The sequence below is a fragment of the Leeia oryzae DSM 17879 genome (genome assembly GCF_000376945.1).
GTDB lineage: Bacteria > Pseudomonadota > Gammaproteobacteria > Burkholderiales > Leeiaceae > Leeia > Leeia oryzae.
In genome coordinates this window covers 71,348-95,136 of sequence record NZ_AQXU01000022.1, presented here as the reverse complement: position 1 = coordinate 95,136, position 23,789 = coordinate 71,348, and the positions used below count along the sequence as shown (strand labels likewise).

Annotated in this window: 27 protein-coding genes; 15 read left to right on the top strand and 12 right to left on the bottom strand. The window is 56.3% G+C overall.

Annotated features, from left to right (window positions below; genetic code table 11):
- Nucleotides 1–12 precede the first annotated feature (12 nt).
- The 5 genes from F552_RS0109195 to F552_RS20060 all read left to right on the top strand — a co-directional run bounded on the left by F552_RS0109195 (nt 13) and on the right by F552_RS20060 (nt 5,353).
- Complete coding sequence (locus F552_RS0109195; RefSeq protein WP_018151446.1) at nt 13–1,353, top strand: aspartate aminotransferase family protein; 1,341 nt, start codon at nt 13–15, stop codon at nt 1,351–1,353.
- Nucleotides 1,354–1,399: 46 nt separating this feature from the next.
- A complete protein-coding gene (locus F552_RS0109190; RefSeq protein WP_026182557.1) occupies nt 1,400–2,068 on the top strand; it encodes a helix-turn-helix domain-containing protein in 669 nt (222 codons plus the stop codon).
- Nucleotides 2,069–2,214: 146 nt separating this feature from the next.
- The gene (locus F552_RS0109185; RefSeq protein WP_018151444.1) at nt 2,215–3,729 is read left to right on the top strand and encodes an APC family permease; all 1,515 of its coding nucleotides are present in this window, start codon (nt 2,215–2,217) and stop codon (nt 3,727–3,729) included.
- Nucleotides 3,680–4,267 carry a DUF3156 family protein gene (locus tag F552_RS0109180; RefSeq protein ID WP_083917465.1) on the top strand — a complete coding sequence of 196 codons (588 nt, stop codon included), beginning with the start codon at nt 3,680–3,682 and terminating at the stop codon, nt 4,265–4,267. Before F552_RS0109185 ends, F552_RS0109180 begins: the two co-directional genes overlap by 50 nt.
- Nucleotides 4,268–4,450: 183 nt before the next feature.
- Nucleotides 4,451–5,353, top strand: coding sequence for a Gfo/Idh/MocA family protein (locus tag F552_RS20060; protein WP_018151442.1), 903 nt, complete (start codon nt 4,451–4,453; stop codon nt 5,351–5,353).
- Between the two features lie 41 nt (nt 5,354–5,394).
- Here the strand turns inward: F552_RS20060 and F552_RS18965 are convergent, their stop codons facing one another.
- The 8 genes from F552_RS18965 to F552_RS0109135 form a co-directional block, all read right to left on the bottom strand.
- Nucleotides 5,395–5,733, bottom strand: a complete 339-nt coding sequence (locus F552_RS18965; protein WP_018151441.1) for an STAS domain-containing protein — start codon at nt 5,731–5,733, stop codon at nt 5,395–5,397.
- Between the two features lie 284 nt (nt 5,734–6,017).
- Nucleotides 6,018–6,608, bottom strand: coding sequence for a hypothetical protein (locus F552_RS18960; RefSeq protein ID WP_018151440.1), 591 nt, complete (start codon nt 6,606–6,608; stop codon nt 6,018–6,020).
- Nucleotides 6,605–7,171 carry an SCO family protein gene (locus F552_RS0109160; RefSeq protein ID WP_018151439.1) on the bottom strand — a complete coding sequence of 189 codons (567 nt, stop codon included), beginning with the start codon at nt 7,169–7,171 and terminating at the stop codon, nt 6,605–6,607. The genes F552_RS18960 and F552_RS0109160 overlap by 4 nt, the downstream gene beginning before the upstream one ends.
- 62 nt (nt 7,172–7,233) lie before the next feature.
- Nucleotides 7,234–7,830 carry a c-type cytochrome gene (locus F552_RS0109155; RefSeq protein WP_018151438.1) on the bottom strand — a complete coding sequence of 199 codons (597 nt, stop codon included), beginning with the start codon at nt 7,828–7,830 and terminating at the stop codon, nt 7,234–7,236.
- Nucleotides 7,827–8,462, bottom strand: a complete 636-nt coding sequence (locus tag F552_RS0109150; RefSeq protein ID WP_018151437.1) for a cbb3-type cytochrome c oxidase subunit II — start codon at nt 8,460–8,462, stop codon at nt 7,827–7,829. The genes F552_RS0109155 and F552_RS0109150 overlap by 4 nt, the downstream gene beginning before the upstream one ends.
- Nucleotides 8,463–8,474: 12 nt before the next feature.
- Entirely contained in the window at nt 8,475–10,100 is a 1,626-nt protein-coding gene (locus F552_RS0109145; RefSeq protein ID WP_018151436.1) for a cbb3-type cytochrome c oxidase subunit I, read from the bottom strand.
- Between the two features lie 182 nt (nt 10,101–10,282).
- Nucleotides 10,283–10,756 (bottom strand): RrF2 family transcriptional regulator, encoded by a 474-nt coding sequence (locus F552_RS18955; protein WP_018151435.1) that lies wholly within the window; start codon nt 10,754–10,756, stop codon nt 10,283–10,285.
- Between the two features lie 361 nt (nt 10,757–11,117).
- On the bottom strand, nt 11,118–11,747 hold the full coding sequence (locus tag F552_RS0109135; protein ID WP_018151434.1) for an NADPH-dependent F420 reductase: 630 nt from the start codon (nt 11,745–11,747) through the stop codon (nt 11,118–11,120).
- A gap of 137 nt (nt 11,748–11,884) precedes the next feature.
- On the opposite strand from F552_RS0109135, the gene F552_RS0109130 reads away from it, so the two are divergent.
- The 3 genes from F552_RS0109130 (at nt 11,885) to F552_RS0109120 (ending at nt 14,183) form a co-directional block, all read left to right on the top strand.
- Nucleotides 11,885–12,784, top strand: a complete 900-nt coding sequence (locus F552_RS0109130) for a LysR family transcriptional regulator (RefSeq protein WP_018151433.1) — start codon at nt 11,885–11,887, stop codon at nt 12,782–12,784.
- A 103-nt stretch (nt 12,785–12,887) separates the two neighbouring features.
- Nucleotides 12,888–13,145 (top strand): hypothetical protein, encoded by a 258-nt coding sequence (locus F552_RS0109125; protein ID WP_018151432.1) that lies wholly within the window; start codon nt 12,888–12,890, stop codon nt 13,143–13,145.
- Between the two features lie 180 nt (nt 13,146–13,325).
- Nucleotides 13,326–14,183 (top strand): hypothetical protein, encoded by an 858-nt coding sequence (locus F552_RS0109120; protein WP_018151431.1) that lies wholly within the window; start codon nt 13,326–13,328, stop codon nt 14,181–14,183.
- 27 nt (nt 14,184–14,210) lie between these two features.
- Here the strand turns inward: F552_RS0109120 and F552_RS0109115 are convergent, their stop codons facing one another.
- The 4 genes from F552_RS0109115 to F552_RS0109100 form a co-directional block, all read right to left on the bottom strand.
- Nucleotides 14,211–14,552 carry an FKBP-type peptidyl-prolyl cis-trans isomerase gene (locus F552_RS0109115; protein ID WP_018151430.1) on the bottom strand — a complete coding sequence of 114 codons (342 nt, stop codon included), beginning with the start codon at nt 14,550–14,552 and terminating at the stop codon, nt 14,211–14,213.
- A 110-nt stretch (nt 14,553–14,662) separates the two neighbouring features.
- Entirely contained in the window at nt 14,663–15,598 is a 936-nt protein-coding gene (gene hpaA / locus F552_RS18950; protein ID WP_018151429.1) for a 4-hydroxyphenylacetate catabolism regulatory protein HpaA, read from the bottom strand.
- Nucleotides 15,599–15,636: 38 nt separating this feature from the next.
- Entirely contained in the window at nt 15,637–16,098 is a 462-nt protein-coding gene (gene hpaR, locus F552_RS0109105) for a homoprotocatechuate degradation operon regulator HpaR (RefSeq protein ID WP_018151428.1), read from the bottom strand.
- 205 nt (nt 16,099–16,303) lie between these two features.
- Entirely contained in the window at nt 16,304–16,747 is a 444-nt protein-coding gene (locus tag F552_RS0109100) for a GlcG/HbpS family heme-binding protein (RefSeq protein ID WP_018151427.1), read from the bottom strand.
- Between the two features lie 389 nt (nt 16,748–17,136).
- On the opposite strand from F552_RS0109100, the gene F552_RS0109095 reads away from it, so the two are divergent.
- The 7 genes from F552_RS0109095 to F552_RS0109065 all read left to right on the top strand — a co-directional run bounded on the left by F552_RS0109095 (nt 17,137) and on the right by F552_RS0109065 (nt 23,777).
- Nucleotides 17,137–17,889, top strand: a complete 753-nt coding sequence (locus tag F552_RS0109095) for a fumarylacetoacetate hydrolase family protein (RefSeq protein WP_018151426.1) — start codon at nt 17,137–17,139, stop codon at nt 17,887–17,889.
- On the top strand, nt 17,886–18,662 hold the full coding sequence (locus tag F552_RS0109090; RefSeq protein ID WP_018151425.1) for a fumarylacetoacetate hydrolase family protein: 777 nt from the start codon (nt 17,886–17,888) through the stop codon (nt 18,660–18,662). The genes F552_RS0109095 and F552_RS0109090 overlap by 4 nt, the downstream gene beginning before the upstream one ends.
- Nucleotides 18,659–20,116, top strand: a complete 1,458-nt coding sequence (hpaE, locus tag F552_RS0109085; protein ID WP_018151424.1) for a 5-carboxymethyl-2-hydroxymuconate semialdehyde dehydrogenase — start codon at nt 18,659–18,661, stop codon at nt 20,114–20,116. Before F552_RS0109090 ends, hpaE begins: the two co-directional genes overlap by 4 nt.
- Nucleotides 20,117–20,225: 109 nt before the next feature.
- Entirely contained in the window at nt 20,226–21,071 is an 846-nt protein-coding gene (hpaD, locus tag F552_RS0109080) for a 3,4-dihydroxyphenylacetate 2,3-dioxygenase (RefSeq protein ID WP_026182554.1), read from the top strand.
- Nucleotides 21,072–21,310: 239 nt separating this feature from the next.
- Complete coding sequence (gene hpaD / locus F552_RS0109075) at nt 21,311–22,156, top strand: 3,4-dihydroxyphenylacetate 2,3-dioxygenase (RefSeq protein WP_026182553.1); 846 nt, start codon at nt 21,311–21,313, stop codon at nt 22,154–22,156.
- A gap of 12 nt (nt 22,157–22,168) precedes the next feature.
- Complete coding sequence (locus F552_RS0109070; protein ID WP_018151421.1) at nt 22,169–22,549, top strand: tautomerase family protein; 381 nt, start codon at nt 22,169–22,171, stop codon at nt 22,547–22,549.
- A gap of 16 nt (nt 22,550–22,565) precedes the next feature.
- Nucleotides 22,566–23,777, top strand: a complete 1,212-nt coding sequence (locus F552_RS0109065) for a Bcr/CflA family multidrug efflux MFS transporter (protein WP_026182552.1) — start codon at nt 22,566–22,568, stop codon at nt 23,775–23,777.
- Nucleotides 23,778–23,789 lie beyond the last annotated feature (12 nt).

The window sequence follows — 23,789 nt, the reverse complement described above, 5'->3', positions numbered from 1 at the left end:
GAGAAATAAATCATGTCATACGATCAAGCCAAGTTCTGGCACCCGATGTTGCACCCTAACGAGATGAAACGCCGTGAACCTATTCGCATTGTGCGCGGGGATGGCTGTTTTGTGTTTGATGAAAACGGCCGCAAGCTGGTGGATGGTGTTGCCGGATTGTGGAACGTGAACGTGGGCCATAACCGCCCAGAAGTGAAAAAAGCGATTACCGACCAGCTGGAAGAGCTGGAGTACTTTCAGCTGTTTGACGGGATCAGTCACCCGCGTGCAGAAGAGCTGTCTGCCGACATCATCAACATGCTCAAGCCCGAAGGCATGGCCCGCGTGGTGTATAGCTCCGGTGGTTCTGATGCCGTAGAAACCGCCCTGAAACTGGCACGCCAATACTGGAAAGTGGTCGGCCAGCCAGATCGCACCAAGTTTATTTCGCTGAAACAGGGTTACCATGGTACGCATTTTGGTGGCGCTTCTGTGAATGGTAATACCGTGTTCCGTCGCAGCTACGAACCCCTGCTGCCAGGTTGCTACCATGTAGAAACCCCATGGACCTACCGCAACCCGTTCACCGAAGACCCGCAAGAACTGGCCAAAATCTGCGCCGCCATGCTGGAACGCGAAATTCTGTTCCAGAGCCCGGATACGGTAGCGGCCTTTATTGCCGAGCCGATTCAGGGTGCGGGTGGCGTGATTGTGCCGCCAGCCACTTACTGGCCACTGATTCGTGAAGTATGTGACAAATACGGCGTCCTGCTGATTGCTGACGAGATCGTGACCGGTTTTGGCCGTAGCGGCAGCATGTTTGGCAGCCGTTTATGGAACGTTAAACCGGACATCATGTGTCTGGCCAAGGGTATTTCTTCCGGTTATATCCCGTTGGGTGCCACCGTGGTCAACGAGCGGATTGAAGCTGCATTTGCTGCCAACCAGGACTTCTCTGGTGCCATCTTCCACGGCTATACCTACGCTGGGCATCCGGTAGCTTGCGCCGCCGCCATTGCCAACCTGAAGATCGTGCGGGACGAAAATCTGCCAGGTAATGCTGCCGCTCAGGGTGAATACCTGATGTCGCTGCTCAAACCGTTCGAGAAGAAATTTGCAGCGGTAGGCGAAGTGCGCGGCAAGGGCTTGATGGTGGCGCTGGATCTGGTCACCGACAAAACCACCCGTGAGCCGGTAGACCCGATGAGCGGTTACGCCAATGCGGTAGCAGAAGTGGCACGCGAAGCCGGCGTGATTGTACGTCCGGTCGGCACCAAAATCATCCTGTCTCCACCGCTGGTTATCCAGAAAGAACAGATCGAGAAAATTGTAGAAGCACTGGACGCCGGCTTCTCGAAAATCTCGCTGAAATAAGGCAGGGACGGCGCCTTGTGGTTGAAGGCGCCAGATCGGAGGGATGATGAACCGTTTTCAATCGTCTTATGTAGAGACTGCAACCCGCTGCATGCGTGCACTCGGTCAGGTACTGCCCGTATCTGCCAGTGTATTTTACCGGATTGATGCCAATCTTCAGCCCTCTGATTACATTTTGCAGCACATGCGTCAGGACATGCACCAGACCTATCTGGGTCAGTACCAGCAGCTGGACCCCTTGCATCCGGCGAGATGCTATCGGGGGCAAGGGGTGGTTCCGATTGCAGAAAGCCAGCCCGGCATGCTGGCAGTCAACCATTACCGGCAGCGTTTTTTGTCACCTTACCAGATGGCGGATGTTGTCGAAGTCTTTGTAGGCAGCCAGGGACAACCCAGATTTGGGCTGTCTTTGCTGCGGGACATGACACTGGGCATGTTTGGCCAGGATGAATTGCAGCTACTGAACCGCTTGCAAGGTTTTCTGGAAATGAGTACCGAGACCATTTCCGGCATGCATTCATCGACAGGGGCTGCCAGCCTGACCGAGCGCGAGCAGCATATTGCCGGCCTGGTCTGCCAGGGAGCCAGCAATAAAGACATTGCCAGACGGCTGGGGATTGGACTGCCTACCGTCAAAACCCATCTGGCGCATGTATTTGAAAAATTAGACGTAAAAAACCGGACGGAATTAGCACACGTGCTGTTGTTGCATTAAGCTGTGACAACATGGTGCAAACGCCCGGTTGCAAACGCTCAGCACAGCGACCGGATAAAGCCTGTCACACAGAAAAGCAGGTGGTATCCGGTCAATATCGTTGTACCAAGTTGCAACCTACGGGTTCATTGCCAGGAGAGAGAACAATGACGCTGCACAAAAAACTAGAGGCTCATCTCGAAAGAGGGGTAGTCGGGTTCCCCACCGCGCTTGCAAGCTCGGTGGGGGTGATTATGGCCAGCCCGGTAATTCTGACCGCGACCAGCGGCTTTGGCATGGGCGGCGGTTCTTTTGCTCTGGCCATGGTCATTGCGCTGATCATGATGCTGGCGCAGACCACCACCTTTGCAGAGGCCGCCGCCATCCTGCCGACCTCCGGCTCGACTTACGACTATATCGCCTGCGGCTTGGGGCGCTTCCTCGCCATTGTCGGGACCATTTCTGCCTACCTGATTGTCCACCTGTTTGCCGGAACCTCCGAGACGATTCTGTCCGGGATCATGGCGCTGGTGAACTTTGAGCACATGAACAGCGTGATGGAAGCGCATGGTGGCTCTTGGATGGTGGGTGTGGGTCTGGTCTGCCTGTTTGGCATTCTTAACGCTTTTGGCATCCATGTGTTTGGCAAGGTTGAAGTGATTCTAACCTTTGGCATGTGGGCAACGCTGACCATCTTTGGTTTGGCGGGTGTACTGGAAGCGCCGGCAGTCAAGCTGGACAGCCTGTTCGGCTCGCCGCTATCGTTTGCCGACCCGGAAGCCATCCTGAGTCTGGTGGGTCTGGCCATGTTCATGTTTGTGGGGTCTGAACTGGTCACCCCGCTGGCACCAGAACTGAAGAACTCGTCCAAAACCCTGCCACGCGCCATGGGCATTGGCCTGGTGGGTGTGGCATCGTGCATGTTCCTGTACGGGATGGCGGTACTGCGCCAGGTAGAAAACACCCCGATGGACCCGAAAAACCCGAACGGTGCTCATCTGCTGGATACCCCGATGGCCATCCCGGCATTTGCTGAACACGTGATGGGACCTTTTGGCCGCATCTGGCTGGGTCTGGGCCTGCTGTTTGCCGGTGGTGCCTGTATCAACACGCTGGTTGCCGCGGTGCCCCGCATCATTTACGGGATGGCGCTGGACGGTGCCTTGCCTAAATTCTTTGCCTACCTGCACCCGCGCTTCAAGACCCCTTGGGTTGGTATTCTGGTGGCGGTATTGATGCCTACCTCTTACGCCATTTATCTGGATGGTAACCTGGACAGCATCTTTGCCCTGGTACTGGCAGCTGTGTGTGCATGGGGTCTGGCCTACATTCTGGTGACACTTTCAGTCGTATCGCTACGGATTCGCCGCCCGGACTTCCCACGCGCGTACAAGTCACCGTTCTTCCCGATTCCGCAAATCATCTCTACCGTGGGTATCCTGATTGCCATGTGGTATATCGCACCACCCGGCATGACCCGTGCAGACGTGTTTGTACCGTTCGGCATTATTCTGGGCATCACGGCGATCTACGCGCTGTTCTGGACCGTGGTTGTGCAGAAACAAAACCCGTTCAAGCCGGTAGATATCGAAACCGTACTGGAAGAAGAATTTGGAAAAGCGGAGGTTCTCCATGGCAGTTCTGCAAACAATGCGGCAGTTTTGGGCTCCGAAGCAGCCTAAGGCATACCGGGTAGGCGCCACGCTGCAAAAAGTCATGCGCAATCTGGGCGACATGCAGTTTGACCAGCAGTCTTTGTCGCATGTGCGTTTTGCCAGCAAGGACGGTACGTTCTCTGGCGAACTGAAAGAGAAGATCGAACCCCTGCTGTTTGCGCATACGGTGGTGAGTGAATTCTCGTTTAGCGTGTCAGACAGGCCTGTTGCCCCGTTCCGCATCGATATCCGCCATGGGGGGGCCATCAAGCGCACCGGCCTTGTCTACACGGTAAAGGGGGGCAATACGCCCGTCACGGCATCGCTGATCCGTAAAATGCAGGTGTCAGACAAGGTGCAAACTGCCCTGATGCCACTGGATTTCAAGCATTGCCAGTTAATGGGCGATGCCAGTGGTATCCGGCTGGTGATCGAGCATTTTGGCGGCAGTGAAGTGGTCGCAACCTTCCCTGCGGTGCGGCGATATATTCGCATCACGCCCGCGCAGATCAACTGCATGCGGGATGCCAGCCAGGCATTGCAGAAGTTGCTTGCCGCAGACTGATCACAACGCTAGCCCTTCCCTTAGAGCATGTCACGGTACATACGGTGACATGCTCTTTTTGTTTCTGCAGCAAAAGCATCTACCTTACCCCGCAAAACCAGTAGCGTTGTCGCCCTCTGGCCCCGCAGGCATAATCTGGTGGTAGCCGGTAACACCTGCCGGATGACCAAAAGGAGCAGTGCCATGTGGGGAGTCGGATTTATCGGACTGGGCGGAATGGGCCGCAACATGCTGGACACCATGCGTCAGCACGGACAGTTTACGCCCGTCATCGGGTTCGACCCTGGCGTGGTGAACGGTCTGGATATCCCCATCGTCAGTTCGATCCGCGAGGTCTGTGAACATCCGGATGTGCAGGTCGTCTATATCGCCTCCCCGCCCCGTTTTCATGCCGAAGCCGTGTATGCCTGTCTGCGCGCCGGCAAGGCGGTGTTTTGTGAAAAGCCGCTGGCACATGACCTGACGGAAGCCGCCACCCTGGCCCGGGCCGTTGAAGACGCCGGTGTGCGGCAAGCGGTAAACTTCCCGTTTGCTACCCACCTTGCCAGCCATCACCTGCAACATCTGGTCAGCTCGGGGGCTCTGGGGGAAATTCGGGAAGCCCGTCTGCACCTGCGATTTGCCAGCTGGCCGCGTCCCTGGCAGCAAGGCGCAGCCAGCTGGTTAACGGGGGCGCAAGATGGTGGCTACCTGCGGGAAGTCGGTTCGCACTTTTTGTTTCTGGCACAGCGCATTCTGGGGCCGGGCGAGGTTGTTTCCAGCCTGCTGACCCGAACTGCGGCAGGCTGCGAGGATACCGTACAGGCCCGTATCCGCTTTGGAGATGTTATGTTGACGGTCGATGGTGCCATTGCCGGCGACATTGACGATGACAATGCACTGACCTTTGTCGGTACACAGGCGACGGCGTCGTTACGCAACTGGGGTGAATGCCATTTCGGCAACGACGTGATCGAATCTGACGACTGGCATGCCGGACAACTGGATGCACTGGACTTGTTGCTGGCTGGCCAGCCGACGCCACTCGCTACGTTTGCAGAAGCAGCACATGTGGCGTCACTGGTAGAAACCATTTTAAAGGGGTGATGCGCAGCTGATATCCGGGCGCTGCGCTATGCGCCAGATCGCTACGCGTATTCCATGCATGCTGGTGCGACCGGGGTTTCCATCTTGAACATCTGGTCCAGATGCCCGACTTGCATGATGGTCAGCACCAGGCCTTTGCAGTTCAACAGTGCCACCGGTTTGCCTGCCGCATCAGCTTGCGCCTTGAATAGCCGCAGTTGGCCAATGCCGGACCGGTCCAGAAAATCCACATTTGCAAAATCAATGTGGATACGCTTGACCACGGCCTGCCGTAATAGCTGCTGACAGGCGATCTCAAACTGTGAACGTGCCGTAAAGTCGAACTTGCCTGACAATGCCAGCAATGCCAGACCCTGTTTGCAATCCGTTTTTATTTGCATGGTTGCCCTCCGGAACGGGTCATGGTTGACGTGTAGTCGTCATCCAAGGGGACGTTACGTTCAAGGTGCCAGCTTGTGAACGGGCTTTCTGACGGGTAAATCAGGGGGATGAGGGTCATCATAGAATGACAGCGGCGCTCCTACCGGGGGGAGTAGAGATGAACCACATCCTATTACACCCCAAAATACGAAGCTTAATAAAACTTAATTAACGTGCTCACAGGGACAAAAACGGACACCGTGCAGCAGCGTGCACGGCAAGGTCAGGATAACTGGATGTGTCGTCAGACTGAGGATTTGCGCCTTAGGCTCTGACCAAACCAGACCAGTACAAGACTCCCCGACAAGGCCACCAGCCCTATCCCGGCATTGGTCTGCTCATCCTGCAAATAGCTGGTACAAAGGCGCATGGGGACTTCCTGATACAGAAGGCCGATGGTCGCGGTCATCATGGCCCAGCCAATCAGAAAAAAAGCCTGTAATGACAGTACCGCCCTGGGCCATGAAAGCCGGACAGCCATGCCGGCGAGCAGTAACGTGAGTATTTTCAATCCATCCACCCAACCCACCTGCACGGCCAGATCAAGCGCTCTTGGAATCATCCATACGCTACTGATCAAGACCGCAAATGTCAGGCCGGAAATCCCTAGTTGGTTAAAACTACCCAGTCTGTTCCGGCTGGTAGCAGGCAGTGCATCCACAAGCAGCGCAGCCCCCAGCATCAGCAAGGGAAACTGTACCAGCATGTGCAGCACCATACTGGCTTCCAGAACAGCATGCCCGACAATGGCTGCCCCCATCAACAGTACCCCGGCCCACAGTGCCAGCGCAGGTTTGCCGGCCCATGCATCTGCCAGGGAAATCAAACGTTTCAAGGGAGTGCCTCCGCATTGATCAGCGTTTGCTGTATCGCATCCAGATCTTCTATATCCACAAGCCGGGCATGCCGGTCTAGCAGATGCAACGCGGCATTGTGTACATACCCGCCTTGCTGATCAGGTATCACGACGATGCCAAAGGCATTGAGCAGATGCTGCAACTGAGCTGCACGCTGTACCCGTGCAAACTGCCATATGGCCGGATTCGCCCCCATGGCACGGGCGTAAGTGCGTATCCGGTCTGGCGTATCTCCCTGCGGATCAAAACTGATGCTCAGTAACTGCACGCGATGCTGCAAATGAAGCTCCACAATCCGGGCCTGCAATTGCTGGAATTCATTCCCCAGTACCGTGCACAAGCTGTTACAACGCGTGTAAATGAAGCTGACAATGGTTACCCGGCGCTGTGCCGCCAGCCACTGGTCCAGTACCACCGGCGTACCATCTGTCAACGTCAGCGCGGTAGCGGGTACCGCTGGCGGCGCCTGGCGAACGGACAAGCGCCTGGCAGACTCTGATGTCCATACGCGAAACCCCATGGTACATGCGCTAGCGGCCATTAGGGCTCCCGCCAGTAACGCCAAGGTCAAGAATAAGGTTCTGCCCATGATCTGGAAGCGGATTATCTGGTTTTCAGGGCATTCAGCTCCTGATCGCCATTCCAGGGTTGTGTTCGGTCTTTAGACGTCTCCCGGGCATTTTTCACGGTATCCGTATCAACCGCCGGAGACTGGTTGCCCCATTGACTACGGACATGCGTCAGCACCGCGGCGATTTCTTCGTCCTTGAATTTGCCACCAAAGTTTGGCATCTGCCCATGGTAAGTAGCCCCTTTGACGGTTAATGGGCCATTAATGCCATGCAACAAAATCTGCGCGATGACCTTGGGTTCTCCATTGACCCACTCTGAGCCGGCCAATGGCGGAAATACGCCAGGTACACCTGTCCCGGATGCCTGATGACAGGCAGCGCAATTGGCTGTAAACAGCGCCGCGCCATCTACTTTCTGCCCGGCCGGTTTGCCAAGGTCCGCGAGCGTACGCTGGTCCCCCCAGTTTGCCGGCCCGGTCAGATCAGTGGTGGCAATGTAGACAACCGCCCAGGTAAACAGAATGGCAATGCCGATCAGCAATACCCACGGCACGGGGCGGATCTGTTCTTCCGGGTCAGGATTCTCGCGGGTTTGGGCCCGGGGTTTCTCCGTCAGTTTCTTCATCATTTGCTCCCCGTTGATGTCTGGCCGGATGTGCCCTTATCCACCTCAGGGAGGTTAGGCAGCTTGTCGACTGGATAGGTGTGATCCATTCCCTGCAGGTACGTGACCAGATCCAGCACTTCTTGTCTGGCGATGACGACCTTCCCCGGTATGGCCTGGGCTGGCGGCAAATTGACCACGGTGTCGCCCGGCGATGCCTTGTTCTTCAGTATGAACAGGAAAGGATAAGCCGGCATGATGCTGCCCTGGGTATACGCCCTTGGCTGGTAAAGATGGCCAAGATGCCAGTCCTTGCTGGGTTGGCGTGCCCCGATATTGAACAAGTCCGGACCGGTACGCATGGTCCCCAGGAGGGTGGGTTTGTCATAGAAATAGTCATCGGCAGTCGATGCCCTGCCCCAGCCGCGATCAAAGTCGGGGGCCTGCAAACGGGTACGAGGCTGCTGGGAGTGGCAGGCAATGCAGCCATTTTCGATATATACCTGCCGCCCGCGCAGTTGCTGATCCGTATACGGCATCAGTCCGGCAGGCGGATGGCTGTCTTCTTCTTGCAGATAAGGGAGTGCAACGAGTGCGGTTATCGCCAGGCTGAGAATCACAGAACTGCCGACAAGGAGTTTCGTTTCGCTATGCATGATGACCTCGGATTAAGCAGATGCCTGATTCAGAATGGCTGCAGACTCACGTCTGGGGCCAGAACGGCGCAGCATCAATACAAAATGCACCGCCAGAACGAGATGCCCCAGGGTCATGATGGCACCGCCAATCGAACGCCCGATGAGACCGGGCTGGGTTACATGGACGGAATCCATGAAAGGACGGCTGGCATCAAGCATGTACTTGCCCTGCATCCAGCCGGCCGAGGTCAAGGCTACAAAATAGATGGCAAACCCCAGGACAACCAGCCAGAAATGCAGCGCAATCAGGCCCGGATATGGCCACTCCCAGTTGGTAATGCGCGGCATGATGAAATAAATGGCACCAAACATGACCAGCGAGACAAAGCCGTACAGCCCCAGATGGGCATGCGCAACCGTAAAGTGCGTGAAATGGGTGACGGTATTCATCGAGCGCAGCGCTTCGAAAGAACCTTGCACGGAACTCAGCGTGTACATCATGCCGCCCAGGACAATAAAACGCAGCGTGGGAGAATACTTCAGCATATGGAAGTGCCCGCGGATTGTCAGATGCTGGTTGATGGAAAATGCAGCAACCGGTATCAGCATCATCATGCTTTGCACAATCGACAGTGCAATCAGCCAGCCAGGGACAGGCCCGCCGATCAGATGATGACCACCCACTTGCCCATAGAAAAATGCCAGCGTCCAGAAACCGACAAGCGACAGGTTATAAGACTCGACCGGTTTGCCGATGACTTTTGGCAGCAGGTAATAAATGGAGGCCAGGGACAATGGCGTATAAAACAAACCAAGTACGTTGTGGCCGAACCACCAGTTGGCAGTCGCCTGCTCGATCCCGTGATGGATGGGCAGTTTGGCGATGATCAACAGCGCCGGAAACCAGAACAGCGCCGCCCCCATGTACCAGACCGATACATATAAATGCGCCACTTTGCGCTGCTGCAGGGTCACCACCAGCGGCATGCCGATCAAGGCACCGCCAATGGCCAGCCAGACGGCAATTGGCAACGGTATTTCCAGCCATTCCAGCCCAGTGTTGTAACCGTTGGCAATCCCGACAAGCCCGGCGATTAACGCCGCATTCCAGATCATCAACCCGGCAATGGCGTAACGTGCGCCAGCCAGCGGCGTTTTCAGCAAGCGTGGCAGCATCCAGTTACATACACCAAGCGCCGCCATGGGCGCCCAGCCATAGGCCACCACGTTCAGGTGCAGCGTGCGGGTAATGCCAAAGGTCAGCCATTGAGATTGCGTCAGCCAGTCCGGCTCATGCAGCTTGATGGAACTGATCAGCCCGAACGCCGATGCGACCAGCAACCAGAAAATGGCCATACAGAAAAATGCCAGCGTGACACGGGCGCTCGACTGGTCCGCACGAATGCGAACCTGCAGGTCTTCGTCACTGATCCGGTGGCCAGGTGCAGTGTGTGAATAAAGATGGGTTTGCTGGATCTTGCGGTTGGCAGGTGTGGCAGACGGATCTTCGATGGTACCGACTTCATCAGCACCAAAGATAACCCGTGCTGCAGCATCACCACCATCGACCAGACTTTTGCGCTGTGACCAGATGAAGAACATCAAGCCGATGATGGCAATGATGAAGGCAGACAACAGGATTGCGAGGACATTCATGGAAAGGTGCCTTGTTCTGTTTTTTTGACAAGGGTGGCGGTAACTGTATGGCTAGCCGCCCCACAAAAGCTGCATCCTACATGCAACTTTTTAAGTTGTAAATAAGATGCAACTTAAAAAGTTAGTCAGCTAAGGAAATAGACAAAAGAAGGCATCCGATGCGGTAAACACCGCCATCAGGATCAAGAAGACAATGGAGACACGGGTACAGACGCGCCACCAACAAACTGGTGGTGCATGCGGATGATGATTTCTCCGGTCGGATTTTTTGTCACATCGGTCAGGCTGTAGCGATTCATTTGCTGATAAAACGCACGCAAACCATCATCCAGCGCAGATTTCAGCAGGCAGTTGCCGTGCAGCGCACACGGCTGGGCTGCACAATTGATCAGCTCCGTATGCCCTTCCAGCTGGGCGATCACATCTCCCAGCATCAGGGATGCCGGATTGACGGACAGCTTGAGCCCCCCCGTTCTGCCACGGGTAGCCTGAATCCAGCCCAGTTTGCCCAGACGGTTCACCACCTTGATCAAATGGTTATGCGGCACCTCAAACTGACGTGCAATCTCCCCGATAGTCACAGGAAGATCACGCTCCTGATGGGTAAGATAAAGCAGGATACGCAGTCCAAGATCCGTAAATTTGGTGAGCAGCATGCGAATGACTCAAAATGACACATTGAATATTTCATTATGCGGTATGTTGCATCAGCAATACAACTTTTAGATTTATCCGGTATTTGGAATGGTGCTGGGGATACTGCCAGGTTGCAGATACCCAGGATGTGCACCTGCGTGCATCCGTTCTGGCGGTGCGGATTATCTTGGATACATGGGCCGCTAATACGCCCGCCCCAAGTCCATGGACAAGCAGGCACCAGGGCTGGTACTGCAAAATACCAGTGCCAATTAGCGCTTTAGCAACTGATCAATAGACCGCTTAATGGCAAAACCCCATTGCCAACCTGTCGTCGGCAATGGGGCAATATTCAGCAGCTTTCTACCACTTAAGAACCTGTTAAAAACCCTGCCATGCTGGCGCAATGGCCGTACCGTGCCCTGCCCCGTAAGCGAAATAAATGTTCAGGCCGGCGACTGGTTCCAGATAGCGGGCATTTTTCAGGCCGCCTGCATCTTTGGTAGCAAAGCCGATGCTCTCTGCCAGCGACTTGACGGTGGCTTTGGCGGTATCGCTATCCCCCGCCACAAAGACGGTCACTTTGCTGCCGTCTGCCAACGATGCGCCTTGCGCCAATACCTGTGCCAACACGGTGTTAAACGCTTTCACCACCAGTGCACCAGGGGCTGCCTTGGCAATTTCTTCTGCCGCAGAGGTGCTATGGCCAATGGTCAGGCCCATGTAGTCGGCTGTTAGCGGGTTGGTAATATCAACTACCACTTTGCCTTGCAGACTGCCAACCGACTGCAATGCAGCGGCCGCATCCCCATAACCGGTAGCCAGAATCACGACATCTTGTCCTTCCGCCGCATTGCTGGCCGCGACTGCCTTGGCATTGGCAAACTGGCTTGCTACCGCTGTGGCTTTTGCAATATCTCGTGCCGTGACGCTTACGCTATGCCCGGCTGCACTCAGTTGTTTCACAAAGCCGGAACCCATATTGCCTGCACCAATCACTAGAACTTTCATACCATTTCCTTTCAAGGTTTGAGATGCCTTTCTGGCAACCGGCTGGTTACGCTTAAGGCTTGGACTCAACTTTAGTCGTTGCAACCTAGAAGATAAACATGGCTTAATGGGATTGATTGTTCCTGAAAGCGAGACAAATGGATAAATTTCTGGAAATGCAGACCTTTGCGTCCGTGGTGGATACTGGCAGTTTTGTCCGGGCGGCAGATGCGCTCAACATGTCTAAAGCGGCTGTCTCACGCTATGTGGCCGATCTGGAACAGCGTCTGGGGGTGCGGCTTTTGCACCGGACCACACGCAAGCTGTCGCTCACTGAGGAAGGGCGCGCATTTCACGCACGGTGCAAGGTGTTGCTGGATGAACTGGAAGAAGCCGAGTCCGAAATTACGGCCAGCTCTGCCCAAGCCAGCGGGCTGGTGAAGATCAATGTGCCTGTCAGTTTTGGCATCTTGCATCTCGCTCCGCTTTGGTCAGACTTCATGGTGCAAAACCCCAAGGTGACGCTGGATGTCACCCTGTCGGACCGGGTGGTTGATCTGGTCAAAGAAGGTTATGACCTGGCGGTACGCATCGGCAGCCTTCACAGCTCTACCCTCATCAGCCGCAAGCTGGCCAGTACCCGCATGATTCTGTGCGCGTCACCGGGTTATCTGGCCAAGCATGGTGCGCCTAGCCACCCGGCTGATCTGGCCAGCCATACCGTACTGGCATACAGCCTGCTGACCATGGGGGAACATTGGGTCCTGGAAGGCCCGGAGGGGAAAACCAGCGTGCAGGTTCACCCTACCCTGCGCACCAATAGCGGCGACACCTGCAGGGCCGTTGCGTTACGGGACCAAGGCGTCATCCTGCAACCGTCATTTCTGGTGCAGGACGATTTGCGCAGCGGCGCCCTGATTGAACTGCTACCGCAATACCGATCAGCCGAATTCGGCATTTATGCGGTCTACCCCAGCCGGCAATATGTCTCTGCCAAAGTCCGCCTGCTGATCGATTTTCTGGCCAAGGCGCTGGGCAATGCCACCTGGTGTGCATGACAAGACGGGTATAACCCGTAGCCAGCAAATTTGAAGGAAAGGCGCCTGACAGTGGATAATGGCGCGAAACAGAACCCCATCCACCTTATGACCGAGACGTGACATGCCAAAATTTGCAAAACTGATTGACCAGGACGGACGCGCCATTCACCACCCGGAACTGGTAGAAGGGTCGATTACCTGGAGCGCCATGGACTCCATGGCGCAAGCCTGGTCTGCAGATGGCCGCACCATGCTGTGCGAAATGGTCTCTGCACACGTGGTCTGGGTGACCGCCACCAGCATGCGCATTGATGGCATGGAACCGGTATCTCACGGCATATCGCAATTCAGGGCCATGTCCTGGCAGTTGGTGTTTTAAGGTATGACGCACATCCCCACCACCTGACCTTTGGAAAATGTTTCCTGCAAAATCAATACACTTTAGAGAATGCAGGAAACAGCGAATATTTGTACTGCATTTCTGCGGCACATTCTCTCTGCAATACCGCCCCATCCGGACTATCATGAAGCGTATCCGGCCACATGACGTGCATGCATCATGCAAAATGACGCCTCACCTCCCAAGCTCTCGTTCAGAACCCAAAGCCTTGCGTTTGCCATTGGCCTGACAAGCTATTGGTTACCGTTGGTGCCGACACCCGGCGCTTGCAGTGGCAATGAATCTGCCATGGTTGTGCAGCTGGTAGTGCTGTTTCTGCTGGGGATTCTCTCCGGCGCACATGGCATGCAGCGCCGGATACTGACAGACGGCGGGAAAGGTTATGGCAGTGGCTGGCTGCTGCATCTGGTGCTTTCTGAAGCCAAGCCGGATGTGTTTACCTGCTCTCACCAGATGTTGCCGTTCGAGGTCATTCTGATAGCGGGGTTCATTCTACTGCCCACGTGGTTGGGCTGCTGGGTGGGCAGGCGCTTTCTGACTGGTTATGTCGCAGTGGTAAAGCCGGCTGCGCTGCTATTAGCCATTGTGGCGCTTATCACTATCCCTTGGGCTGGCGAATCGCAGCTCCGCAAACAGGAGGCGCGTGCACGCCAAACGGTGATGGCATTGGGCAAGGCACAGAAAGTCTATGCCGAACAACATCCGGAGAAAGGCTATGCGTGCCGGTTTGCGGAACTGGGGCCGGATATTGCATCGGTGATCCCCACATCAGAGACGGAAGACAATGTCTGGAAAGACGGGTATCACTATCAGCTGGCGTGCATCAAAAGTGATGCAGGGCATACGGATGCGTTCACGCTGGTGGCAGCGCCATTTTGTGCCCATGATTGCGGGAATATTGCCTACTGCATGAACGACACCTTGCAGGTTGGCAGTATGTCCCGGACCGATCAGCCCGGGTGGTGGATGGCGTGCCTGAAGCAGCTGGCCGGGAGAAAACCGGCAGTGCCAGGCTAACGCCACCCAAGGCAAGACAATAGAAGATCAGTCGTCCCGGGTCAGCACTTCGAGCAGTTCGATTTCGAAAATCAGGTTGGAGTTAGGTTTGATATGTGCGCCAACCTGGCGCTCGCCATAACCCAGGTGTGCAGGGACAAACAGTTTGCGCTTGCCGCCGACCCGCATGCCCATCAGGCCCTGATCCCAGCCCTTGATGACCCGCCCGCTGCCGATGACGCACTGAAATGGCTTGCCACGGTCGTAAGACGAATCGAACTTGGTCCCGTCTTCCAGATACCCGTTGTACTGGGTGGTGATCAGGGCGCCTTTAACCACCGCTTTACCGTCACCCACGATGATGTCTTCGATCTGTAGTTCGCTGCTCATGAAATGCTCTCTGGAATTGGACAATCTTCGGCAAGGCCGGCCAGGATAAGCACAGATTTTAGCATGCATGAGCCAGAAGTTAAGCGGTGGCACATCTGGCATCGGGCAGATCAGGCGGGTGGATCTTGCGCAATGGCCAGCCGGGACATTTTCTCTGCGGAGACCTGTTTGTATTGCAGCGGCGTCATGCTGGCCTGGCGGGTAAAAAAGCGGCTGAAGTACGCCGGATCTTTAAAGCCCAGCCGGTACGCTACCTGGGCCACGGAGGACGATGCAAACAGCAATTGTCGTTTGGCTTCCAGCATCAGGCGTTCGAACACCAGTTGCTTGGAAGACAGATTGGCCACGCGGCGGGCGACTTCGTTCAGACGCGCCTCGGTAATGCACAGCTGGTCCGCATAGTTTTTCAGGGGCCAGTGCTCGGTGTAATGGGCATCTACCAGCTTGGTAAACTGCAGAAACAGGCGGGTGTCGTCGCGTCCGGTCTGTTGGGCCACAGAGGAATTGGGCGCCAGTCGCCACAGGGCCAGCACGATGTACTGTGTCAGTTGTCTCAGGGCAAACGAGCGCCCGGTGTGCTGCGACTGGAATTCGGTTTTGAGCACGTTGACCAGCGCGCGGATGTCATCAAAAGCTTTCAGCCCGGATACAGACAGGTGGGCGGCTTCCAGACAGAACGGTTGCTGCAGGTAGACGGCCGGAAACGCGTTGGCTATGCCGGTGTGCATGTCCCAGATAATGTCCTGGCGGATGGTCAGCACATGGCCTTCTGCCACCGGCTCAGTCGAGAACGCGTGCGGAATGGCTGGCGGGGTGAAAAATACCAGCGGTGCCCGGGCCAGGTAAAACTGCTGGTCCAGCTGCAGCTGGATATAGCCGGAATCCAGAAAATGGATCTGATAAAAGCGGTCGTGATGATGGGCGGCGGTAGTCCGGCCAAAAAAGTCGGCCATACGCCCGAAGGATTCGTAATGGACTTCCGCCCCGTCGTATTGATGGTCGTAGACCTTGCCAATATCGATATTGGGGATTGTCGGATTAGACATTGCTTGCGTTAACCATTTGCCACCCGCCCGTGTCTGGCTCAGGCAGCTTCGGTTTCCTGAGTATCGTCTTCCTGCTCTGGTATCTTGAGCTGGCTGACCTCTTCCAGCAAGGCCATCAGCTGGTCAATTTTTTCTACTGTTAACTGGTCTTCCAGCTGGCGATAGGCTTCTGCAACTTCATCTGCCATGTTTTCGACCATCTGCTGGGCGTGCTCGGTCAGGGCGACGTAGATTTTGCGCTGATCTGATGTCGGCTTGAGCTTGATGACCAGTCCATCCCTTTCCATGCGGGTCAGAATGCCGGTCATGCTGGGACGCAAGATGCAGGTCAGATCGGCCAGATGCTGGAATTCCATGGTGTTCTTCTCGGCCAGCACCCGCATGATTCTCCACTGCTGCTCTGTGAGGCCGTGCTTGTTGAGCAAAGGGCGAAAAAAGCCCATGGTCGTCTCACGGGCCCTTAACAGGGCGATGGTCAGTGAAGTATGCAGTTTTTTCATTGCGTTTGCTTTTTATTCATATCGAAATAAAATGATAGCACCAAATCCAGAAAAGTCAGTAAATATATGCCTTAGGGCCAGATAATGCATATCATCAAACATGGTCTTATACCCCGACAGCCACCATTCATTAAGATAATTGACCGGCATCAAACTGCGGCTAGACTTGCTGCTCATCCGATACCCACCCACACGACAGCAGACGCTACCGCGTAACTTTTCCGCCGGCACTGACCAGATCCAGCGCAAACGTTGCACAGACCATGTCTTGTGTCTCTGTCCCGCCAGAAACCCCTATACCGCCTACCGCCATGCCGCTGATCATGATCGGGTAACCGCCCCCAAACCCGACAAACCGCGGACGGTTGGCCAGACCCATTTTCAGCATCTGGCCCGCTTCTGCCAGACGCGGCTCCCACAGATGGGTCGCTCTGGAAAAACTGACTGCGGTATAGGCTTTATCAATGGCGATATCAGTGGAATGCAAAGGCGCCTGCGCGCTACGCAAAAATGCCAGCAGATGTCCGGCATGATCCACCACCGCCACACAGACATTCAGCCCATCCTGTTGCGCACGCGCTAGCGCCGCGGTTACCAGCGCATTGGCAGTCTCTGCACTGAGCGTGAGTACCTGTTTTGCTTCCAGCATGAATGCCTCCAAAAAAACGCCGCGCCGGCAGAATACTGACGGGCGGCCAAGGCGCTACAGCTCGTGAAAACCCTAAAAGACCTGACATCGCATGACCACCCGCCCAGGCAATATCATTAACATATTAAATCTTGACTGATCACCATCCCCGATGACAGGGGAAATAATGCCCCTGAAACAGCGATAACCGGTGCAGTTTCAAGACAGTGTCAATTTAACACAACGCCTATCTATAGCGTCAATAGCATGACTATCCAATATCGGCAGACCGATGCGCCAGCTGATTGACATTTCATTTTGGCGATCGTATAACGTTAACATGTTAACTTTATCGGGATTACCTGATCAATGATCAGCCCCCATCCGACATCGAAAGAAAGCCAGACAGCATGAAAAAGGCAAGGATTCTTCAAAACGGCATCATCAAGACCGTTGCCGTCGACCCGAGCGGCACTCCTGCAGCAGAGCCGGGGCATTACCAGTGGCTACCCGCCACAGAAGGCACCTACATTGGCGTGGCCCTCAACAATCGCCCGCTCATGAACCGTCTGGCGCCTTCTCTGCAGGAAGCCCCTTACAAAACGCCGCCCAAGACACCGGTGTACTTCTTCAAGCCGGTAAATACCCACAATGCCCATCAGGGGGTGATTGAAGTCCCCGCAGACGGTGAAACCGCCTATGCAGGCGCTGCACTCGGCGTGGTCATTGGCAAGCAGGCACGCAAGGTTATGCAGGCAGATGCCATGCAGTACGTGGCCGGTTATACCGTGGTCAACGAAGTCAGCCTGGCCGAAACCAGCTATTACCGCCCTGCCATCAAGGCCAAATGTCGCGATACCTTCTGCCCGGTCGGTCCATGGGTGGTCAGTGCAGACAGCGTGGATGTCACGGCCCTGACCCTCAAAACATTCGTTAATGGCGAACTGCGCCAGACCGGCAATACAGCCGACCTGATTCACCGCGTGCCGGCCCTGATCGAATACATCAGCAACTTCCTGACCCTGGAACCGGGCGATCTGATCATCACCGGCACCGGCTTGCGGGACGTGGCGCTGGTAGCAGGCGACACCGTCACTGTCGAGATCGAGCAGATCGGCCGTCTGGAAAACACCGTTGTGGCAGAAAAAGGAGCCCGCGCATGAAGCACGCTACCGTCCGTTATCAGAACCGCGTGTACCAGGCCACCGTTGACGATGCCAATGCGCTGACCCTGAGCGATGGCACCCGGCTGAACGCCACCGATGTAACGTGGCTCCCCCCCGCCAGCGGCACAATTTTTGCACTGGGTCTGAACTATGCCGACCACGCTGCCGAGCTGGACTTCAAGGCCCCCACCGAACCGCTGGTGTTCATCAAAGGCCCGAACACCCTCACCGGTCATAACCAGGTATCGGTCCGTCCGGATAACCTTGAATACATGCATTACGAAGCCGAGCTGGTGGTGGTGATTGGCAAAACCGCTAAAAACGTCCGCCGTGAAGACGCCATGCAGTACGTAGGTGGTTACACCGTGTGCAACGACTACGCCGTGCGCGATTACCTGGAAAACTACTACCGCCCTAACCTGCGCGTCAAAAGCCGCGACACGCTGACCCCCATCGGCCCGTGGATGGTAGATGCCGCAGACGTGGCCGACCCGCATAACCTGACGCTACGCACCTATGTGAATGGCGAGCTGCGGCAAGAAGGCAGTACCAAAGACCTGATTTTTGACGTGCCGTTTCTGGTGTCTTACCTGAGCAGCTTCATGACCCTGAACCCCGGCGATATGATCTGCACCGGCACGCCGGAAGGCTTGTCGGACGTGCAGCCGGGCGATCTGGTAGAGGTAGAAGTGGAACAGGTAGGCCGTCTGGCAAACCGCATTGTCAGCGAAGCAGCATACGAACAAATGTTGAAGGAGAACGCAGCATGATGATCAAGCATCTGATCAATGGCCAGCAGGTAGACAGCCAGGAAACTTTCCAGACCCTCAACCCGGCGACCGGTGAAGTACTGGCCGACGTGGCCAGCGGTGGTGAGGCCGAAGTCAACGCAGCAGTGGCTGCCGCCAAAGCCGCGTTCCCTGGCTGGGCCGCCACGCCCGTGAAAGAGCGTGCTCGTCTGATGCGTAACCTGGGTGACCTGATCACCAAGAACGTGCCGGAACTGGCCGAGATGGAAACCAACGACTGTGGCCAGGTCATCGGCCAGACCAAAAAAGCGCTGATTCCGCGCGCGGCAGACAACTTCCATTACTTTGCCGAGCTGATCCAGCATCAGCATGGCGAGACTTACGACTCTGACACCGGCCACCTGAACTACACCCTGTGGACACCGGTAGGCGTAGTGGCACTGATTTCCCCCTGGAACGTGCCTTTCATGACCGCCACCTGGAAAACTGCCCCGTGCCTGGCGTTTGGTAACACGGCGGTGATGAAGATGTCCGAACTATCGCCAATGACGGTAGACCGCTTGGGGCAACTGGTGCTGGAAGCCGGCATTCCGCCCGGCGTGTTCAACATCGTGCACGGTTACGGCAACACCGCGGGCGAGCCGCTGGTCAGCCACCCGGATGTCCGGGCCATTTCTTTTACCGGCAGCACGCTCACCGGTAACCGCATCGTGAAATCGGCCGGCTTGAAGAAGTTCTCCATGGAGCTGGGCGGCAAATCGCCGTTCATCATCTTTAACGATGCCGACTACGAACGCGCGCTGGATGCCGCCATTTTCATGATCTTCTCCAATAACGGCCAGCGTTGTACTGCCGGTTCTCGGATTCTGGTGCAAGACGGTATCTACGACAAATTCGTGGCGGACTTTGCGGCCCGTGCCGCCCGCCTGACGGTGGGCGACCCACTGGACCCGAACACCATCATCGGCCCGATGATCAGCAAGGGACATCAGGCCAAGGTCAACGGTTACATCGAACTGGGTCAGAAAGAAGGCGCGACACTGGTCTTTGGTGGCGATACGCCGAATGTGGCCGAACACCTGCGAGGCGGTAACTGGGTGCAACCGACCGTGTTTGCCGATGTCGACAACAAGATGAAGATTGCCCAGGACGAAATCTTTGGCCCGGTACCGTGCATTATCCGCTTCAAGACCGAAGAGGAAGCACTGCGCATTGCCAACGATACCCAATACGGCCTGTCTTCTTACCTGTGGACAGAAAACACCGGCCGCGTGATGCGCATGGCCAAAGCCATCGAAGCCGGCATGACGTTTGTCAACAGCCAGAACGTGCGTGACTTGCGCCAGCCGTTTGGTGGCGTCAAGGCATCCGGCACCGGACGCGAGGGCAACCACTACAGTTACGAAGTGTTCTGCGAAGCGAAGAACGTGGCCGTGTCTTACGGCAGCCATCCGATCCCGAAATGGGGTGCCTGAGGCGCGGTGGTTGCATAGTTGCAAACCATAAAGGCCCGCCTGACCCATGGGTACAGGCTGGCCGCATGTGCTACAGCGCATTGTTTTATCAACCAGAGAGGCACTTATCATGGGAAAAATCGCCCTTGCAGCAAAAGTAACACACGTCCCCTCCATGCTGATTTCCGAGATGCCCGGCCCCAACCATGGCTGTCGTCAGACCGCCATTGACGGTCATCGGGAAATTGGTCGTCGTGCCAAGGCACTGGGGGTGGATACGGTCGTCGTGATTGATACCCACTGGCTGGTCAACGCCGGGTATCACATCAATGCCGCCAGCCAGTTTGAAGGCGTATACACCAGTAACGAGTTCCCGCATTTCATACAGAACCTGCCTTACAACTACAAAGGCAATACCGCGCTGGGCGAAGCCATTGCCCGCATCGCTTCTGACAAAGGCGTTAGCACCCGCGCGCACAACATCCCGACGCTGGACGTGGAATACGGCACCTTGCTGCCGATGCACTACATGAATACCGATGCGGCGTTCAAGGTGGTGTCGATTGCCGGCTGGGTAGCCTGGGGTTCGATGGAAGAAAGCCGCCTGGTGGGCGAAGCCATCCGCGAAGCGATTGAAGCCTCTGACAGCACCGTTGCCATTGTGGCCAGTGGCTCCATGTCGCACCGCATCCACGACAACAAGAACGTCAATGCCGGTCTCTTTACCATCAGTGACGAGTTCTACCGCCAGTCTGACCTGCGCGCGCTGGATTTGTGGCAACAAGGCCGTTTTGAAGAGTTCACCGCCATGCTGCCGACCTACGCCAAAGTCTGTTATGGCGAAGGCTGGATGCACGATACCGCGATGCTGCTGGGTGCGCTCGGGTGGGACCAGTACCAAGGTAAGGCCGAGATCATTACCGACTACTTTGCCAGCTCCGGCACCGGTCAGGTAAACGCTATCTTCCCGGTCTAAGCCAGCTAAACATAGCACCCCGCGTGCTTCTGCCCCGACTTGCGCTTTCACACGCATGTCTGCCCGGCAGATACCGCCAACACGGTGCACAGCGCGATGACTGAACCCAGTCTGGTTTGCAATGCCGTCAGCCACTGTCTGCAATGCAAACCAGTCCTCGTCCGGATGACGGGGACAAGCAAACAAACCATGCCGATGATGACATCACTGGCACACGCAAAGCACAAAAAGGAAAAACCATGGGCAAGCTCGCACTAGCCGCAAAAATCACCCACGTGCCGTCAATGTATTTGTCCGAATTGCCCGGCCCGAACCAGGGGTGCCGCGAGGCCGCCATTAACGGCCACAAGGAAATCGCCCGCCGCTGCCGCGCACTGGGCGTAGATACCATTGTGGTGTTTGACACCCACTGGCTGGTCAATAGCGCCTACCACATCAATTGTGGCGAACGCTTTGAAGGCGTGTACACCAGCAACGAGCTGCCCCATTTTATCCGCGACATGAAATTCAGCTACCCGGGAAATCCATTGCTGGGCGAACTGATTGCACGCGAAGCAGTTGCGCGCAATGTACGCGCCAAAGCGCACAACATCCCTAGCCTGGAACTGGAATACGGCACGCTGGTGCCGATGCGCTACATGAACGAAGACCAGCAGTTCAAGGTGGTCTCGGTAGCGGGCTGGTGCCAGGTGCACGCGCTGGAAGACAGCCGCAAGTTTGGCGAGGCCGTGAAGGCCGCCATTGACGCTTACGACGGCACGGTGGCCATTTTTGCCAGCGGGTCTCTCTCCCATACCTTTATTGACGACCGTCTGGCCGAAGGCGGCATGTTCCGTTACACCCGCGAGTTCGACCGCCAGGTTGACATGCATGTAGTCGAACTCTGGAAGCAAGGCCGCTTTGCCGAGTTCTGCGCCATGCTGCCGGAGTACGCGGCTTACTGTAATGGCGAGGGCAAAATGCACGATACCGCCATGCTGCTGGGCGCGCTGGGGTGGGATCAGTACCAGGGCAAAGCCGAGATCATTACCGAGCTGTTCCCGAGCTCCGGCACCGGCCAGCTGAACGCCATCTTCCCGGTTTAAAAGGACACCTCCATGCCGCATTTCATCGTCGAATGTACCGATAACCTGCGCGAGCAAGCAGATTTTCCGGCCCTGTTCGAGCAGGTACACACCTATATGGCCGACACGGGCATCTTCCCGATTGGCGGCATCCGCAGCCGGGTTCACTGGCTGGATACCTGGCGCATGGCCGATGCAGCGGCAGACTATGCCTTTGTGCATATCACGCTCAAGATTGGCACTGGCCGGGATGAAGCCACCCGCAAAGTGGTGGGGGACCATCTGTTCGAGATGATCAAACAGCATTTTGCCGGCCTGATGGCCGAGCGCTATCTGGCACTGTCGTTCGAGATAGACGAGCTGCACCCGGTGCTGAACTACAAGCACAACAACGTGCATGCCCGTTTCAAGTAAACCAGCGATGCATGCCATGAACACCCCTGCACTCAAGATTTCGCATGGCTGGCTGATTGCGCTACTGGGTCTGCTGGTGGCTTTCGGGCCGTTTGCCATCGACATGTATCTGCCGAATCTGCCCATGATGGGCCTGGCACTGCATGCCTCGCCAGAGACCATGCAGCACACCGTCAGCGCCTTTCTGGTGGGATTTTGTGTCGGCATGCTGTTCTATGGCCCGCTATCAGACCGGTTTGGCCGCAAGCCACTGCTGTTGAGCGGTATTCTGCTATATGTCGTCAGCAGCCTGCTCTGCGCACTGGTGAACGATGCCCAGGTGCTGGTTGGCTTGCGGGTCATGCAGGCACTGGGTGGTGGGGCGGCATCCGTCATGGCGCGTGCCATCGTGCGGGATGTGTTCCAGAAAGAAGACGCCGCCCATGTGTTGTCGCAAATGGCGCTGGTCACCATGATTGCCCCGCTGATCGCCCCGCTACTGGGGGGCTGGCTGGCAGGCGTGTGGGGCTGGCGGTCCGTGTTCATCCTGCTGGCGATGCAAGGGCTGACTAGCGCCTGGCTGGTGTACCGCTATTTGCCGGAAACCCTGCCGGACCATCACAAAGCAGCAGGTGGTTTGCCTACCGTGCTCCGGCATTACGCGGCATTGCTGCAAGACAAGCACAACCTGCTGCTGATCACCGGGCTCAGCCTGCCCTTTGCCGGCATGTTTGCCTTTATTACCGGCTCTGCCTTTGTGTATATCCAGCGTTTTGGCGTGGATAGCCGGCATTTTGGTTTTCTGTTCGGCGCCAATATTGTCGGTCAGGCGGTCTTTACCCTGTGGAACACCCGCCTGCTCAAACGCTACCCACCGCTCTCCATTGCCTGTGCTGGCAGCACGATTGCCAGTCTGGCCGGGCTACTGGCGGTTATCGCAGATACCCGCTCCCTGTTCGCATTGGTGCCCTGTGTGGTGGTGTTTGTCGGCCTCACCATCGCCATTAACGCCAACAGCCTGGCCACGCTGCTGGGCCGCCACCAGCAACAGATTGGCGCGATCAGTGCGCTGGCGGTCTCTGCCCAGTTCGGTTTCGGCGCGCTGGCCAGTCTAAGCGTGGCCGCGCTGCAACCCTATTCAGACCACGCCATGACGCTGGTGATGCTGGCATGCGCCTGCGGTTCTCTGGCAGCACTACTGGCATTCAGACACCTGACCACCCCTTTGATGCCGTTACGGCATGGATGACCCAGAAAGGCC